Annotated in this window: 15 protein-coding genes; 2 read left to right on the top strand and 13 right to left on the bottom strand. The window is 32.8% G+C overall.

Annotated elements, in window-relative coordinates; translation table 11 throughout:
• Nucleotide 1 precedes the first annotated feature (1 nt).
• Nucleotides 2–1,126: a THUMP domain-containing class I SAM-dependent RNA methyltransferase gene (locus tag M1R53_RS04040; protein ID WP_106017829.1), complete on the bottom strand. Its 1,125-nt coding sequence runs from the start codon at nt 1,124–1,126 to the stop codon at nt 2–4.
• A 129-nt stretch (nt 1,127–1,255) separates the two neighbouring features.
• Between M1R53_RS04040 and M1R53_RS04035 the strand changes: the two genes are divergently transcribed.
• Together M1R53_RS04035 and tyrS are read left to right on the top strand one after the other, a co-directional pair.
• On the top strand, nt 1,256–1,609 hold the full coding sequence (locus M1R53_RS04035; protein ID WP_070599769.1) for a class II SORL domain-containing protein: 354 nt from the start codon (nt 1,256–1,258) through the stop codon (nt 1,607–1,609).
• Between the two features lie 118 nt (nt 1,610–1,727).
• Nucleotides 1,728–2,948 carry a tyrosine--tRNA ligase gene (gene tyrS / locus M1R53_RS04030; protein WP_249243163.1) on the top strand — a complete coding sequence of 407 codons (1,221 nt, stop codon included), beginning with the start codon at nt 1,728–1,730 and terminating at the stop codon, nt 2,946–2,948.
• A 75-nt stretch (nt 2,949–3,023) separates the two neighbouring features.
• Here tyrS and M1R53_RS04025 read toward each other — a convergent pair whose 3' ends face one another.
• The 12 genes from M1R53_RS04025 to M1R53_RS03970 all read right to left on the bottom strand — a co-directional run bounded on the left by M1R53_RS04025 (nt 3,024) and on the right by M1R53_RS03970 (nt 13,322).
• Nucleotides 3,024–4,511, bottom strand: a complete 1,488-nt coding sequence (locus M1R53_RS04025) for an alkaline phosphatase (RefSeq protein ID WP_249243162.1) — start codon at nt 4,509–4,511, stop codon at nt 3,024–3,026.
• A 131-nt stretch (nt 4,512–4,642) separates the two neighbouring features.
• Nucleotides 4,643–6,403: a M3 family oligoendopeptidase gene (locus M1R53_RS04020; protein WP_249243161.1), complete on the bottom strand. Its 1,761-nt coding sequence runs from the start codon at nt 6,401–6,403 to the stop codon at nt 4,643–4,645.
• Between the two features lie 48 nt (nt 6,404–6,451).
• Nucleotides 6,452–6,850, bottom strand: coding sequence for a F0F1 ATP synthase subunit epsilon (locus M1R53_RS04015; protein WP_249243160.1), 399 nt, complete (start codon nt 6,848–6,850; stop codon nt 6,452–6,454).
• The gene (atpD, locus tag M1R53_RS04010; protein WP_019213528.1) at nt 6,843–8,252 is read right to left on the bottom strand and encodes a F0F1 ATP synthase subunit beta; all 1,410 of its coding nucleotides are present in this window, start codon (nt 8,250–8,252) and stop codon (nt 6,843–6,845) included. The genes M1R53_RS04015 and atpD overlap by 8 nt, the downstream gene beginning before the upstream one ends.
• Before the next feature lie 13 nt (nt 8,253–8,265).
• Nucleotides 8,266–9,120, bottom strand: a complete 855-nt coding sequence (atpG, locus tag M1R53_RS04005; RefSeq protein ID WP_070599756.1) for an ATP synthase F1 subunit gamma — start codon at nt 9,118–9,120, stop codon at nt 8,266–8,268.
• Between the two features lie 9 nt (nt 9,121–9,129).
• The gene (gene atpA / locus M1R53_RS04000) at nt 9,130–10,635 is read right to left on the bottom strand and encodes a F0F1 ATP synthase subunit alpha (protein WP_249243159.1); all 1,506 of its coding nucleotides are present in this window, start codon (nt 10,633–10,635) and stop codon (nt 9,130–9,132) included.
• Nucleotides 10,636–11,187: an ATP synthase F1 subunit delta gene (gene atpH, locus M1R53_RS03995; RefSeq protein WP_249243158.1), complete on the bottom strand. Its 552-nt coding sequence runs from the start codon at nt 11,185–11,187 to the stop codon at nt 10,636–10,638.
• Nucleotides 11,175–11,648, bottom strand: a complete 474-nt coding sequence (atpF, locus tag M1R53_RS03990) for a F0F1 ATP synthase subunit B (protein WP_249243194.1) — start codon at nt 11,646–11,648, stop codon at nt 11,175–11,177. Before atpF ends, atpH begins: the two co-directional genes overlap by 13 nt.
• 47 nt (nt 11,649–11,695) lie before the next feature.
• Nucleotides 11,696–11,953, bottom strand: a complete 258-nt coding sequence (atpE, locus tag M1R53_RS03985) for an ATP synthase F0 subunit C (RefSeq protein ID WP_019213523.1) — start codon at nt 11,951–11,953, stop codon at nt 11,696–11,698.
• Between the two features lie 21 nt (nt 11,954–11,974).
• On the bottom strand, nt 11,975–12,670 hold the full coding sequence (gene atpB / locus M1R53_RS03980) for a F0F1 ATP synthase subunit A (protein WP_249243157.1): 696 nt from the start codon (nt 12,668–12,670) through the stop codon (nt 11,975–11,977).
• 45 nt (nt 12,671–12,715) lie between these two features.
• Complete coding sequence (locus M1R53_RS03975) at nt 12,716–13,087, bottom strand: ATP synthase subunit I (RefSeq protein ID WP_249243156.1); 372 nt, start codon at nt 13,085–13,087, stop codon at nt 12,716–12,718.
• Nucleotides 13,074–13,322 (bottom strand): AtpZ/AtpI family protein, encoded by a 249-nt coding sequence (locus M1R53_RS03970; RefSeq protein WP_019213520.1) that lies wholly within the window; start codon nt 13,320–13,322, stop codon nt 13,074–13,076. The genes M1R53_RS03975 and M1R53_RS03970 overlap by 14 nt, the downstream gene beginning before the upstream one ends.
• Nucleotides 13,323–13,325 lie beyond the last annotated feature (3 nt).

Here is a 13,325-nt window from a genome sequence, read left to right as displayed (position 1 = left end):
CCTATTTGTCCGGCTTCTTACCATAAAATTGGTAATAATAAGTTTTTAAACTTCCGTTGTAAAGCTTTCTGTTCTTGTCAGCCTTTCTCGCAAAATCCCTCTCTATCTGTTCATAAGATGTTAAAACATATATGGACCATGTATCTAAGTTTTTAATCTTCTTACCAAAATCAGTATAAAGAGACCTTAGATTATCTTCTTCAAGACGCTTGCCATAAGGCGGATTAGTAATCATTACACCATAATTATTTTTAATATCTACATCTCTAAAATCTTTTACAAAAAATCGTATGTCGTCACTTAAGCCAAGATTTTCAAGATTGTGTTTTGCTATGGCAATGGATTTGTGTGAGATATCACTCGCATCGATGTAAACCTTTGATTTGTAATCAATTTTTTCCATCGCTTCCATCCTAGCTTTTTTATATAAATCACTGTTTAAAAATTTAAAGTTCATGCTATCAAAGTCTCTATCAAGTCCAGGAGCTATGTTTCTCGCGATTAGAAGTGCTTCTATAGGTATGGTTCCCGAACCACAGAATGGATCAAAGAAAGGTCTATCCTTTTTGTAAAAAGATAATTTTACAAGTGCCGCTGCCATAGTCTCCTTTAGCGGAGCGACTACTTGTTTATCTCTATATCCTCTCTTGTGTAGACTATCCCCTGATGTATCAAGAGTTATGCTTGCAATATCATTTAAAAGAGATATTTCAAGTCTGTGTCTATGTGATGATTTTGAGAATCTACTTATATCATGCTTCATTTGAAGTTTTTTAATAATAGCCTTCTCAGTAATTCTTTGGCAGTCAGATATTGAGAATAGCTTTGATTTGTGAGATCTACCCTCAACAATAAAATTAGAATCGTCATCTAAAATATCGTTCCATGGAAGTTCATATATGCCATCAAAAAGCTCTTCAAAGCTCTCAGCCTTGAAGCTCTTTAAGTTTATAAGTACCCTGTCAGCACATCTAAGATTAATGTTTGCTCTTGCTATATCAATCGCATCACCATTAAAATAGATATGACCGTTATCAGTCTTAGTTACTTCTAAACCTAAATCATTAAGTTCTCTCTTTACTATGGCCTCAAGGCCAAATGAACTTGTTGCAATTAATTCGTACATAATATCACTTCCTACATAATTATAACACATATTAGCTTATTAAACAATGAATATATTTTGAATAATTTTAAATAAGTGTGTATTAAAAATAATCTTTGGGTATATATGTTTCACAAGGGGGTTGATAAAATGAAATTATCAGAATTAATTAAAAGCGCTGACTGGAAGAGTGAAAAACATGTTCCAGTTATACACGTTGCAAAGGAAGCAGACGATATAAAGGTTTGCGTAAGCGTTGGAGATGAGATTGCTCATCCAAATACACTTGAACACCACATAGCATGGATGAAGTTATTCTTCGTTCCAGAAGGAAAACAAATTCCTGTTGAAGTAGCTAGCTATGTTGCATCAGCTCACGGAGAATCAGATCTATTTACAGAACCTTCTATGAGCGTTAAATTAAAAGCAAACGCTAAGGGCACTCTACTTGCACTAAGCTATTGCAATATCCATGGTTTATGGGAAAACACAGAAGAAATTTAATTTGACTTTTAAAAGATGGGGTTATTTCCCATCTTTTTTCATGTCTTTTTTCATGCTTTTAGATTGACAAATTATTTATAAATATGTTATAATCAAGGCAATTTAAAGGAGTGATTATATGAACGTTTTTGACGTATTAAAAGAAAGAGGTTATATCGATAATTGTAATTACGAAAATGAATTAAGAGAATTATTAGATAAAGAGAAGATAACTTTCTATACTGGTTATGATGCAACTGCAAACTCACTAACTGTAGGTCACTACATTACTCTTATGGTTATGAAACACTTACAAGCAGCTGGTCACAGAGCTATCTGCCTTACTGGTGGCGCTACAACTATGATTGGTGACCCATCTGGTAAGCAAGATATGAGAAAGCTTCTTACAGAAGAAACTATCAATGAAAACGCTAGAATCTTCGTTGAACAATTATCAAGATTCATTGATTTTAAAGATGGTAAAGCATTGCACGTTGACAATAAAGAGTGGCTTCGCGATGTAAAGTACCTTGATTTTATGAGAACTATAGGCGTTAACTTCAATGTTTCTAAGATGCTAGCTTATGATTGTTATAAGAACAGAATTTCTTCTGGTTTAACTTTCTTTGAAATGGGTTACATGTTAATGCAAGCTTATGATTTCTTAGAACTATATAGAAAATATGGCTGTGTACTTCAAGTTGGCGGTTCAGACCAATGGGCTAACATGCTTGAAGGAACTGAGCTAATCAATAAACTTGAAGGTAAACAAGCTTATGTAATGACTTTAAAGCTATTAACTAATGCTGATGGTGTTAAGATGGGTAAAACTGTTTCAGGCGCTGTTTGGCTAGATAGAGAAAAAACTACTCCTTACGAATTATTCCAATACTTCAGAAATGTTGATGACAGAGACGTTATTAAATTCTTAAAGCTATTAACTATGCTTCCTATGGAAGAGATAAATGAGTTAGCAAAACTAAAAGATAACGAAATTAATAAAGCAAAAGAAATACTTGCATACGAAATTACTAAAGACGTTCACAGTAAAGAAGATGCGGACAAAGCACTTGAGGCAAGCCGTGCATTATTCAGTGGATCAGCAGATTCAGAAAACATTCCAAGCACTACTATGGATAAAAAGTTATTTGAAGATGGAATTGGCTTATTAAACTTACTTAAAGAACTTAACTTAACAAAGTCAAACTCAGAAGCAAGACAGCTTATTTCACAAGGCGGTATACTTCTTAATGGTGAAAAAGAAAGTGATGCTTCAAAAGTAATTACGCTAGATGACTTTAAAGATGGCGAACTACTAATTAAAAAAGGTAAAAAAGTATTTTATAAGGTTATTTATTAAATAATAAACATAAAAAATAGGGAGCTTCGGCTCCCTATTTTCATGTGTAAGCTAATTTTATTTTATTTTAATTTATTATTTTGCTCCTAAAGATTCCATAAGTTTACTATAGATTTCGCTGTCATGATATGTTCCTTCATATAATTCTGCTGTGGCGCCTAATGCGTATATAGGAACTGGAACTGCAGTATGAGCAAATGTTGACCAGCCTATACCAGCTTTGTTATCAATTATATGTGTTAATGTTGCACTAAATGGATCATATCCACCATATAGTAAGTTTGTTTCTATAGATTTAGTTCTCTTGTCTTTATCTTTCATTGATTCAGCAAAAGCTGCTTTTAATTTGCCAAGTTCATAATCATTTAATACGAATAATTCATCTTCCTTCTTAGTATTTTCATCTTTAACTATTAGGCCAAATGATTCCTTAACTAATTTTAGAGCGTCTTCAAACTTAAGATTATTATTGTTTTTCTTTAATTCTTCAAATTTCTTGTCAAATTCAACGTAACTTAATTTTTGTTTGTCAAATATTTCAAAGTGTGTGTCATATCCTGTTCCTTGATAGCCAAGGCTTAATCCACCTGTTTCATGATCAGCAGTAACTAGGATTAGAGTTTCGTCTGGATGTTTTTTATAAAATTCTATAGCTTCTTGAACTGCATCGTCAAGCGCAAGTACTTCGTGTATAGATGATAAAGCATCATTAGCATGACATGCCCAGTCAATTTTACCAGCCTCAGCCATGATAAAGAAGCCATTTTCATTATCAAGTACTTCTATCGCTTTTCTAACAGTATCTCTTAAAGTCATATCACCTTTCTTTTGATCAAGTGTATATGGCATAGCTCCCTCATCTTGAATTCTTTCTGTTACAGCAAACACTTTACCAGTATTTTTATTAATTTTTTCAAAATCTTTCTTAGTTTCTGTTACTGTATAGCCATTTGCTTTTAAAATATCATAAAGATCTTTTTCTTTTTTCTTCTTGTCATCACCAGTTCTGTGAGCCAATGATCCACCTGCAAAGTAGTCAAATCCGCTTGTAGCCATTTGTTTGCCAATTTCATAGTATTGTTTTCTAGAAGTTACATTAGCATAAAATGCTGCTGGTGTTGCGTGATTTAATGTAACAGTTGATATGATGCCAATCTTTTTACCTTGTTCTTTCATCTTTTCAGCAACAGTTGTAACATTTTTTTGAAGATCACTTGTCTTACCTATAACACCAGAATGAGTCTTAGTTCCTGAGCTGATAGCTGTTGCAGTTGAAGCTGAGTCGGGACAGAAGCTTGTAGAATCTTCTGTGTTAACAAGACCAACTGTTGGAAACTTATAAAACTCTAATGGTTTTATCTCTACTTTCTTTTTGTCGCCAGCATAAATTTGAGCAGCATTTACTTGAGCTGCACCCATACCATCACCTATAAATAAAAATACATACTTAGCCTTTTTGGCATTTTTACTTTCAGCAAAGCTTGTTCCGCCCAAGAATGAAAAACTTGATACAAACATAAGAAGTGCTAAAAATAATACAAGAAATTTAAAATTTTTTTTCATGAAATTCTCCCCTTTCTTGTGCTTATTATAATTATTATATATTAAATATAAATATGTATTGCGTAAATTTTATGTAAAAAAACCTCTCTACTTAATTTAGTAAAGAGGTTTAATAATATTTATTAATTATTTTATTCAGTTAATTTTAGGAACTCATCAATTTCTTTCTTTATAGTTTCTAGTGAAGCGTCAAAGAATTCTTCTTTAGTAACGTCTATACCAACTGATTTACAGCAATCTTTAATGCTCATCTTTCCTGTGTTTCTTAGAAGCGTATCATATTTTTCAATGAAAGCGTCTTCTTCTTTCTTATATATACTATATAAGCCTCTCGCAAATAATAGTCCGAAGCAATATGGGAAGTTATAGTATCCAAGGTCGCTACTGTAGTAGTGGGACTTGCATATCCACATACCTTTATTAAGCTTTTCTGGATCTAGTCCATCTTTAAATGCTTCTTTTTGTGCATTCATCATAATTTCATCGAAATCATCTGCATCAAGCGCGCCATCTTTTCTTCTTCTAAATACTTCATCTTCAAATAAAAATCTTGAATATATGTCAACAACTGTTTGAGCAGCACCAGAAATAATGTTTTCAAGTATAAATATCTTTTCGTCATCATTCTTAGCATCTTTTAGTGCAGCGTTATATGTTATTGTCTCTGCAAATATCGATGCTGTCTCAGCTATCGGCATAGTATAGTCTTGATTAATAGGTTCTTCTTGGAAAATAACTCTTCCGTGATAAGCATGACCAAGCTCATGAGCAAAGGTTATCATTGAATCAAATGTACCACCAAAGTTAGCTAAAACTCTTGATTCTTTTATGGCTGAGCAGCTTGAGCAGAATGCTCCGCCAACCTTGCCTTCTCTTGGCTCTGTATCTAGCCAATTATTTTCAAAAGCGTGTTTAGCAAAATCGCCTAATTTATCTGAGAATGAATAATATTGCTTGATAACAAAGTCTTTTGCTTCATCAAATGTATAAGTGATACTTCCCTTGCCAACTGGAGCAAATGTTTCATAGTATGGAAGCTTATCATATCCAAGTAATTTTGCTTTTCTTTTGAAATATTTAACAAAATCAGGTAAATATTTTCTAACTGATGACCACATAGCGTCAAGAATTTCTTTATCAAATCTTGAATCAATTAATGTTTTTGCTAATGGGCTTTCATAGCCTCTTAATTCACATTCATTAATAACTTCGCCCTTAATTGAGCTAAGTGACATTGCGATTGAATCTCTAATTTTTTCATAACATTCTTCTTCAGCTTTAAAACTTTTTCTTCTAAGTTCTTTATCATCTTCATATTGCAAGTTTCTAATAGCTGGTAAATTTATTTCTTTTACTTCTCCATCAGAAAATTCTACCTTACTAGTAACTTTGCTTGTTAAATTTGAATGAAGTCTGTTCCATTCGTATGAACCTGTTTCTTTTATACGAGCAACAGCTATCTCTACATCGTCACTAAGCGAGTGCTTTGCATTATCACAGCCCTCATTTAAAATAAATCTATATTCTTTTAGAGCGTCCTCTTCATCTATAATATTATTTATGTCATCAATACTCTTTAAAAATTTATCAAAACTTACTCCAAGTTCGATAAACTCTCTACGAACAGCGATAAGCTTAGATTTTTCTGCAAGTGCTTCTTTGTTATTAACGTTTTCGCTTAAATTTAAGGATACGTATCCAAATAGTCTTGCAGCATAATTATCAATGATATTTGCCTTATCTACATATTTAATTAAAACTTTCTTCTTATCATCAAAATTTTCATTTATAAATAAGCTTAAATTCTTTATTTCTTTTAAAATATTGTCATAATCTTCTTTGTACTTAGGATCAGTAAATGATTTGTAGTATGCGGATAAATCCCACTTCATATTGTTCCTCCCCTTTCAAAAAAGAGGGTAGCAAATCGCTACCTTCTTTTAATAACTTTTATTTCCAACATTAATTCTGTTGATTGCCTTCTTAAGTGCAAGCTCTGCCTTGAATGTATCAGTATCTTTGTCTTCAAGTTTTTTACTTGCTCTTTCTTTAGCTCTCTCAGCTCTGTTGATATCTATCTCGTCTTCCCACTCGCAAGCGTCTGAAACAACAGTTATATTATTATTTCTCACGTCAATATAACCGCCAGCGCAGGCAGCAACTTTTCTTTCATCTCCATTTTTAATAACAAGTCTACCAATATCAAGTATTGTTACCAAGGGAGAGTGATTAAGAAGTATTCCTACGTCTCCTTCAATTGTTCTAGCGACAAGCATATCAATTTCGCCTTCGAAAAACAATTTATCAGGTGTAACAACCTTAAGATATAATCTAGTCATTATTTTGCCTCATACTCTCAGCTTTTTTAACAGCATCATCAATTGTTCCAACAAATAAGAATGCTGATTCTGGTAAATCATCATGTTTACCATCGAGAATTTCTTCAAAACCTCTGATAGTTTCAGCTATAGGAACGTATTGACCTTGAATTCCTGTGAATTGTTCAGCAACTGAGAACGGTTGTGACAAGAATCTTTGTATTCTTCTTGCTCTAGCAACAGTTAATTTATCATCTTCTGATAATTCATCCATACCAAGTATTGCGATGATATCTTGAAGCTCTTTATATCTTTGTAGTATTTCTTGAACACGTCTAGCGACTTCATAGTGTTTTTCTCCAACTACTTGTGGATCCAAAATTCTTGATGTTGAATCAAGTGGGTCTACAGCTGGATATATACCTAATTCTGAAATTGAACGTGATAGTACTGTTGTCGCGTCAAGATGTGTAAATGTTGTTGCTGGTGCAGGGTCTGTTAAGTCATCGGCAGGTACGTAAACAGCTTGTACTGATGTGATGGATCCATTCTTTGTAGATGTTATTCTCTCTTGTAATTGACCCATCTCAGTAGCAAGTGTTGGTTGATAACCTACTGCTGATGGCATTCTGCCAAGAAGTGCAGAAACTTCTGAACCCGCTTGAGTAAATCTGAATATATTGTCAATGAATAGCAAAACGTCTTGATGTTTTTCATCTCTAAAGTATTCAGCCATAGTTAATCCTGTTAGAGCAACTCTCATTCTTGCTCCAGGCGGTTCATTCATTTGACCAAATACTAAAGCAGTCTTGTTAATAACGCCAGACTCTTTCATTTCATAATAAAGGTCATTACCTTCTCTTGTTCTTTCCCCAACGCCTGCAAAAACTGAAAGTCCACCATGTTCCTTAGCAATATTGTTGATTAACTCTTGTATTAATACAGTCTTACCAACACCGGCACCACCGAATAAACCTATCTTACCTCCTCTAGCATAAGGCGCTATAAGGTCGATAACTTTTATACCAGTTTCAAAGATCTCTCTACTTGTAACTTGTTCATCATAGCTTGGTGCTTGTCTGTGTATTGGATCGTATCTATCATACTTAGCTTTAGCGTCTTCATCAATGTTTTCACCTAAAACGTTGAATAATCTACCTAAAGTTTTATCCCCAACAGGCACCTTTATTGGGCTTCCAGTATCTATAGCTTCAGCGCCTCTAACTAGTCCGTCAGTTGATGACATCGATATACATCTAACTATATCGTCACCTATGTGTTGACTTACCTCAGCTATAAGAGCTTTACCATTTAAATCAATTTTAATCGCGTTAAGAAGGTTTGGTAGAGAATTTTGTTTAAATCTTATATCAAGAACCGGTCCAATTATTTGTACAACTTTACCAATATTTTGATTTTCCATAATTTCACCCCTTCTAATTTAATGCATTTGCACCTGAGACTATCTCAGTAATTTCTTGTGTGATTTGAGCTTGTCTTGCTCTATTAAATCTAAGTGACAAGCTCTCAAGCATATCGTTAGCATTATCAGTAGCATTCTTCATAGAATTTCTTCTTGATGCTTGCTCTGAAGCTGCTGATTCAATCATTGCTCCAAATATAGTTATGGATATATAATCTTTAACTAATCTGTTTAATACTTCTTCAGCAGATGGTTCATACTCAATAAGTCTGTTTTCCATATTGCCTTCTTTTTCAATAGATTCGGCTGGCAACAGTTTAACCATACTAGGCACTAGGCTTAGTACTGTAGAAAAATGAGTATAAACTAATAGAACTTCATCAATTTCTTTTTTTCTATATAAATCATAACAGATGTTACCTATCTTAGCAGCATTGTTAAATGAAGGTTCTTCTGAAATATATGAAAATTCTTTTACTATGCCATCGTATCTTCTTTTAAAGTACTCTCTTGCTTCAACACCAACAAGTATAAACTTTGTTCCTACTTTATCATCGATATATGATTCAGCTTTTCTTATAACATTTATGTTATATCCGCCAGCTAAGCCTCTATCTGATGTTAAAACAATTATGAGTCTGTTTTTAACTTCTCTTCTTTCAAGCAAATCATACTTAACACCTTTAGTGTTTGCGAGTATTTCTCTAATACTTGATTCAACAGTGTTATAATATGGTCTTGTAAGCTCAAGCTTTTGTCTTGATTTACGAAGTTTTGAAGTAGATACTAATTCCATAGCTCTAGTAATTTGCTTTATATTAGATACACTTTTTATTCTTCTTTTAATTTCTTTACTTTGTTCAGCCATAATAAACCTCTAATTAAAAGTCTTTTTAAACTCTTCTATCTTTAGTTTTAGCTCTTCTTTTATTTCATCAGTTAATTCTTTCTTCTCTAAAATTTTCTTAGCTGTATCACTAGAAGTATTTTCCATGTACTCTAGAAAATCGTTTTCAAAAGCCTTAACTCTGTCTACAGGGATATCATCAAGATATCTATTAGTAACAGCAAATAAAATCATAACCTCTTCTTCGACTTTTAAAGGTTTATATTGTGCTTGCTTAAGTATTTCCATGATTCTTTGACCGTGATTTAGCTTGTCAGCAGTATCTTTATCAAGCTCAGAACCAAATTGAGCAAATGCTAATAATTCTCTGTATTGAGCAAGTTCTAGTTTAATACCGCTTGAAACCTTCTTCATAGCCTTGATTTGTGCAGCTCCACCAACACGTGATACCGATAGGCCTGCGTTAACAGCTGGTCTTTGTCCTGAGAAGAATAATTGTCCTTCAAGGAAAATTTGTCCGTCAGTAATTGATATTACGTTAGTTGGTATATAAGCTGAAATGTCTCCAGCTTGTGTTTCTATGATAGGAAGAGCTGTTATTGATCCTCCGCCTAATTTATCAGAAAGTTTTGCTGATCTTTCAAGTAGTCTTGAATGTAGATAGAAAACGTCTCCTGGGTAAGCTTCACGTCCTGGTGGTCTTCTAAGTAGTAAAGACATTGAACGATAAGCAACCGCATGTTTTGATAAGTCATCATAGATTATAAGTACATCTTTACCTGCGTACATAAATTCTTCAGCCATAGCTGTTCCAGCGTATGGAGCAATGTATTGTAATGGTGCAAGCTCACTTGCTGATGAACTTACTACTATAGTGTAGTCCATCGCACCATGCTCTTCTAGTACATTAACTAATTGAGCTACAGTTGAGTTCTTTTGACCAATAGCAACATATATACATATTACGTCTTGATCCTTTTGATTTATTATTGTATCTATGGCGATGGCAGTCTTACCTGTTTGTCTATCGCCTATAATTAACTCTCTTTGGCCCCTACCTATAGGGATGATGGAGTCAATAGTCTTGATACCAGTTTGTAACGGTTCAGAAACAGACTTTCTGTCAATAATACCTGGCGCATTAGCTTCGATAGGTCTGTACTTATTGCTTTCAATTTTACCTTTGCCATCGATAGCTTGTCCTAGTGAGTTAACTACTCTGCCAATAAGTGCTTCACCTACTGGAACTTCAACGATTCTACCAGTTCTTTTAACTGGGTCTCCTTCTTTTAAGTTCTTATCACTACCTAAAAGTACACAACCGATATTATCTTGTTCTAGGTTTAGTGCCATAGCGTAAACGCCGCCAGGTAGTTCAAGTAGTTCACCAGCCATAGCATTGTCAAGTCCATAAACTCTAGCTATACCGTCTCCAACTTCAATAATAGATCCAACTTCAACCGTATCTAATTTTTTGTCATAATTTTTTATTAAATCTTTTATAACTGAGCTAATTTCTTCTGGTTTTAACCCCATTTAGATACTCACCTCACTATTATTTATTAATTCTTTTCTTAATTCGTTTAATTGACCTTTTAGTGTTGAGTCGATAAGTTTATCACCGATCTTAACAATTGCACCGCCTATAAAAGTATCATCTAAAACATTTTTTAGCTTTACATGAGATTTTAAAGACGTAGTCAATTTTTTTTCATATTTACTAATTTCATCATCGCTTAGGCTATTTTTAGTAATTATTGTTCCATTCAAAATATTATTATCAATATCATATAAATTATTAAATTCATCTATAATAGATGATATCATGTCAAATCTTTTAGCATCAATTAAAACATATAAAAAGTTCATTGTTAATTTGCTTAAGTTTTTTTCATAGATATCTTTAATTGCATTTTTCTTATCATTGTTTGATAACAATGGATGTTTAAATACTTCCATAAGCCTAGGATTTGAATCGATAGTTTCTTTTACTAAATTTAGCTCTTCATAAACTAATTTAAGACAATCATCTTCTTTAGATGCATCAAACATAGACTTTGCATATAAAGTAGTAGCTAGTTCTTCCATTGTTCTTTACCTACTTCTTCAATAGATTTTTCTATGATTTCTTTGTCTTTCTTTGTGCTAATATTTTCACCAATTAGTTTTTCAGCAGCTAAGATGGCAATATTAACCATATCGCCTTTCATTTCGTCCATTGCCATTGACTTTTTATTAGCAAGTTCTTTGTCAGCTTTTTCCATAATTTTTCTTGACTCTTCTTTAGCATCGCTAACAGACTTATTAACGATATCGTCAGCTCTCTTCTTAGCTTGATCAACGATTTCGTTTGCTTCTTTTTTAGCTTCTTTTAATTTAAGCTCGTAGTCTCTTAGTGCTACTTGAGATTTCAAATTATTTTTCTCGCTATCTTCAACATTCTTCATTATATAGTCTTGTCTTTTATTTAATAAATCTTTTATAGGAAAATATAAAAATTTACGTAAAATAAAATACAATACGAGAGTGGCTGTAAGCTGAACAAGCATATTGACTAAATTAAAGTCAACGCTTACATTTAAGCCTTCCATATAAACTATACTAAAGGTTTAACTAAGATAAGAATTAGGGCAATAACTAGTGAATAAATACCTGTTGTTTCGGCAACAGCTTGTCCTAAAATCATTGTTTGAATGATATCGCCTTTAGCTTCTGGTTGTCTACCAACTGCTTCAGCTCCCTTACTAGCTGCAATACCTTGACCAATACCAGGGCCTAAACCTGCTATCATTGCTATACCAGCTCCTAAAGCTGACATACCTAAAATAAAATCGTGACCTGAAATTCCTTGCATTTAAAATTTCTCCTTTCAAATTTAATTTTCTTCTTGTCCCATACCCATTGCAATGTAGATCATTGTTATCATTGCGAATATGAACGTTTGCAGTACACCTGAGAATACATCGAAGTAGATGTGAAACCATGGTGCAACTATTGGTGTAAGTAAATTACTTACAAAGCCTAGCGCAGCATATACAAGTGCCATGATTAATGAACCACTTACGATATTACCAAATAAACGGAATGAAAGTGATATTGGAAGAGCAATATCGCCTATGATGTTTATTGGGAATAGTATAAAGATTGGTTCAAAATAACCTTTTATGGAATCTTTTAAGCCGTTAACTTTTATCTTATTGTAATGAATCAAGACAAAAGTGATTAGCGCTAATGTGAGTGTAACATTAAGATCTGATGTTGGTGGTTTAAAGCCAAATAATCCCATCAGATTCGCTGTCAATAAAAACATCATCAAGCTAAGAATGTATGGTGCAAAGCCTTCTCTGTTCTTGCCCATAGTCTGTTCGATTAGTGAATCAATTGAAGTGACCAAAATTTCTAAAACATTAACTAAGCCACTTGGTCTTGCTTTGTAATCTGTCTTTTTTATCTTACTATAGCAAAAAAAGATAAATATGACTAAAGCAAAAACAGCTATAACTGAGTTGATAACACTAGGTGTTAGTGAATACACATTCTTACCTATCTGAAAGCTTATCGACAATTCCATCTTATTACCCCCTTCTTTTATATTCAAATCGATTGATTTGTGAATTTATTTACCTATGCCAAATAATTCAACTATGATTATTGAAAATTTGATCATGGTAAAACCGATTGCAGTAGTATAAAAATTAAAATTCGGATTTTTATATGCCGCATATAGTATTATACCATATAATAATAGTCTTAGATAATAATTATTTGAAGTAAATCTTTTGCTAGCGTTGGCATCTTTTTCTACAGCCTTTATAGCATTTCTATACATAAGCCTGAAAAACAAGACACTTACAAGTGTTCCTAAGCACAAGCCTAATAGTAAATCCTTCTTGAATCCGAAAAAAATTACAATAATAAGGCTAGAAAGTATAGCTAAAATTATAGCTACTCTTATATACTTATACGTAAAATCTTTATCTTTTTTCATTTTTATCTATCTCAGACTTTTTATTGTCTTTCTTCTTAAAATAATATTTAACACTTCTGTAAAAATTATAAAAACCTGCCAATACTCCTATGATGATAAAAATTATAGAAAAAACTCCATTTGTCTTAAATAATTTGTCCAATCCATAGCCAACTAGATAGGAAATAACTATACTTGATACTATGTCTATGCCAATTTGACCAACTAAGGCTAAAGGTTTTAGTTTTTCTATCATAAT

The sequence above is a fragment of the Fenollaria massiliensis genome (genome assembly GCF_023347705.1).
Lineage (GTDB): Bacteria > Bacillota > Clostridia > Tissierellales > Peptoniphilaceae > Fenollaria > Fenollaria massiliensis.
The sequence above is the reverse complement of the archived record's forward strand: the minus strand, read 5'-3'. Positions and strand labels throughout refer to the sequence as shown.

Bases quoted from the DNA above. Each gene is read 5' to 3' on its own strand.
- M1R53_RS04040 (WP_106017829.1), bottom strand. From the start codon at position 1,126: ATGTACGAATTAATTGCAACAAGTTCATTTGGCCTTGAGGCCATAGTA.
- M1R53_RS04035 (WP_070599769.1), top strand. From the start codon at position 1,256: ATGAAATTATCAGAATTAATTAAAAGCGCTGACTGGAAGAGTGAAAAA.
- tyrS (WP_249243163.1), top strand. From the start codon at position 1,728: ATGAACGTTTTTGACGTATTAAAAGAAAGAGGTTATATCGATAATTGT.
- M1R53_RS04025 (WP_249243162.1), bottom strand. From the start codon at position 4,511: ATGAAAAAAAATTTTAAATTTCTTGTATTATTTTTAGCACTTCTTATG.
- M1R53_RS04020 (WP_249243161.1), bottom strand. From the start codon at position 6,403: ATGAAGTGGGATTTATCCGCATACTACAAATCATTTACTGATCCTAAG.
- M1R53_RS04015 (WP_249243160.1), bottom strand. From the start codon at position 6,850: ATGACTAGATTATATCTTAAGGTTGTTACACCTGATAAATTGTTTTTC.
- atpD (WP_019213528.1), bottom strand. From the start codon at position 8,252: ATGGAAAATCAAAATATTGGTAAAGTTGTACAAATAATTGGACCGGTT.
- atpG (WP_070599756.1), bottom strand. From the start codon at position 9,120: ATGGCTGAACAAAGTAAAGAAATTAAAAGAAGAATAAAAAGTGTATCT.
- atpA (WP_249243159.1), bottom strand. From the start codon at position 10,635: ATGGGGTTAAAACCAGAAGAAATTAGCTCAGTTATAAAAGATTTAATA.
- atpH (WP_249243158.1), bottom strand. From the start codon at position 11,187: ATGGAAGAACTAGCTACTACTTTATATGCAAAGTCTATGTTTGATGCA.
- atpF (WP_249243194.1), bottom strand. From the start codon at position 11,648: ATGCTTGTTCAGCTTACAGCCACTCTCGTATTGTATTTTATTTTACGT.
- atpE (WP_019213523.1), bottom strand. From the start codon at position 11,953: ATGCAAGGAATTTCAGGTCACGATTTTATTTTAGGTATGTCAGCTTTA.
- atpB (WP_249243157.1), bottom strand. From the start codon at position 12,670: ATGGAATTGTCGATAAGCTTTCAGATAGGTAAGAATGTGTATTCACTA.
- M1R53_RS03975 (WP_249243156.1), bottom strand. From the start codon at position 13,087: ATGAAAAAAGATAAAGATTTTACGTATAAGTATATAAGAGTAGCTATA.
- M1R53_RS03970 (WP_019213520.1), bottom strand. From the start codon at position 13,322: ATGATAGAAAAACTAAAACCTTTAGCCTTAGTTGGTCAAATTGGCATA.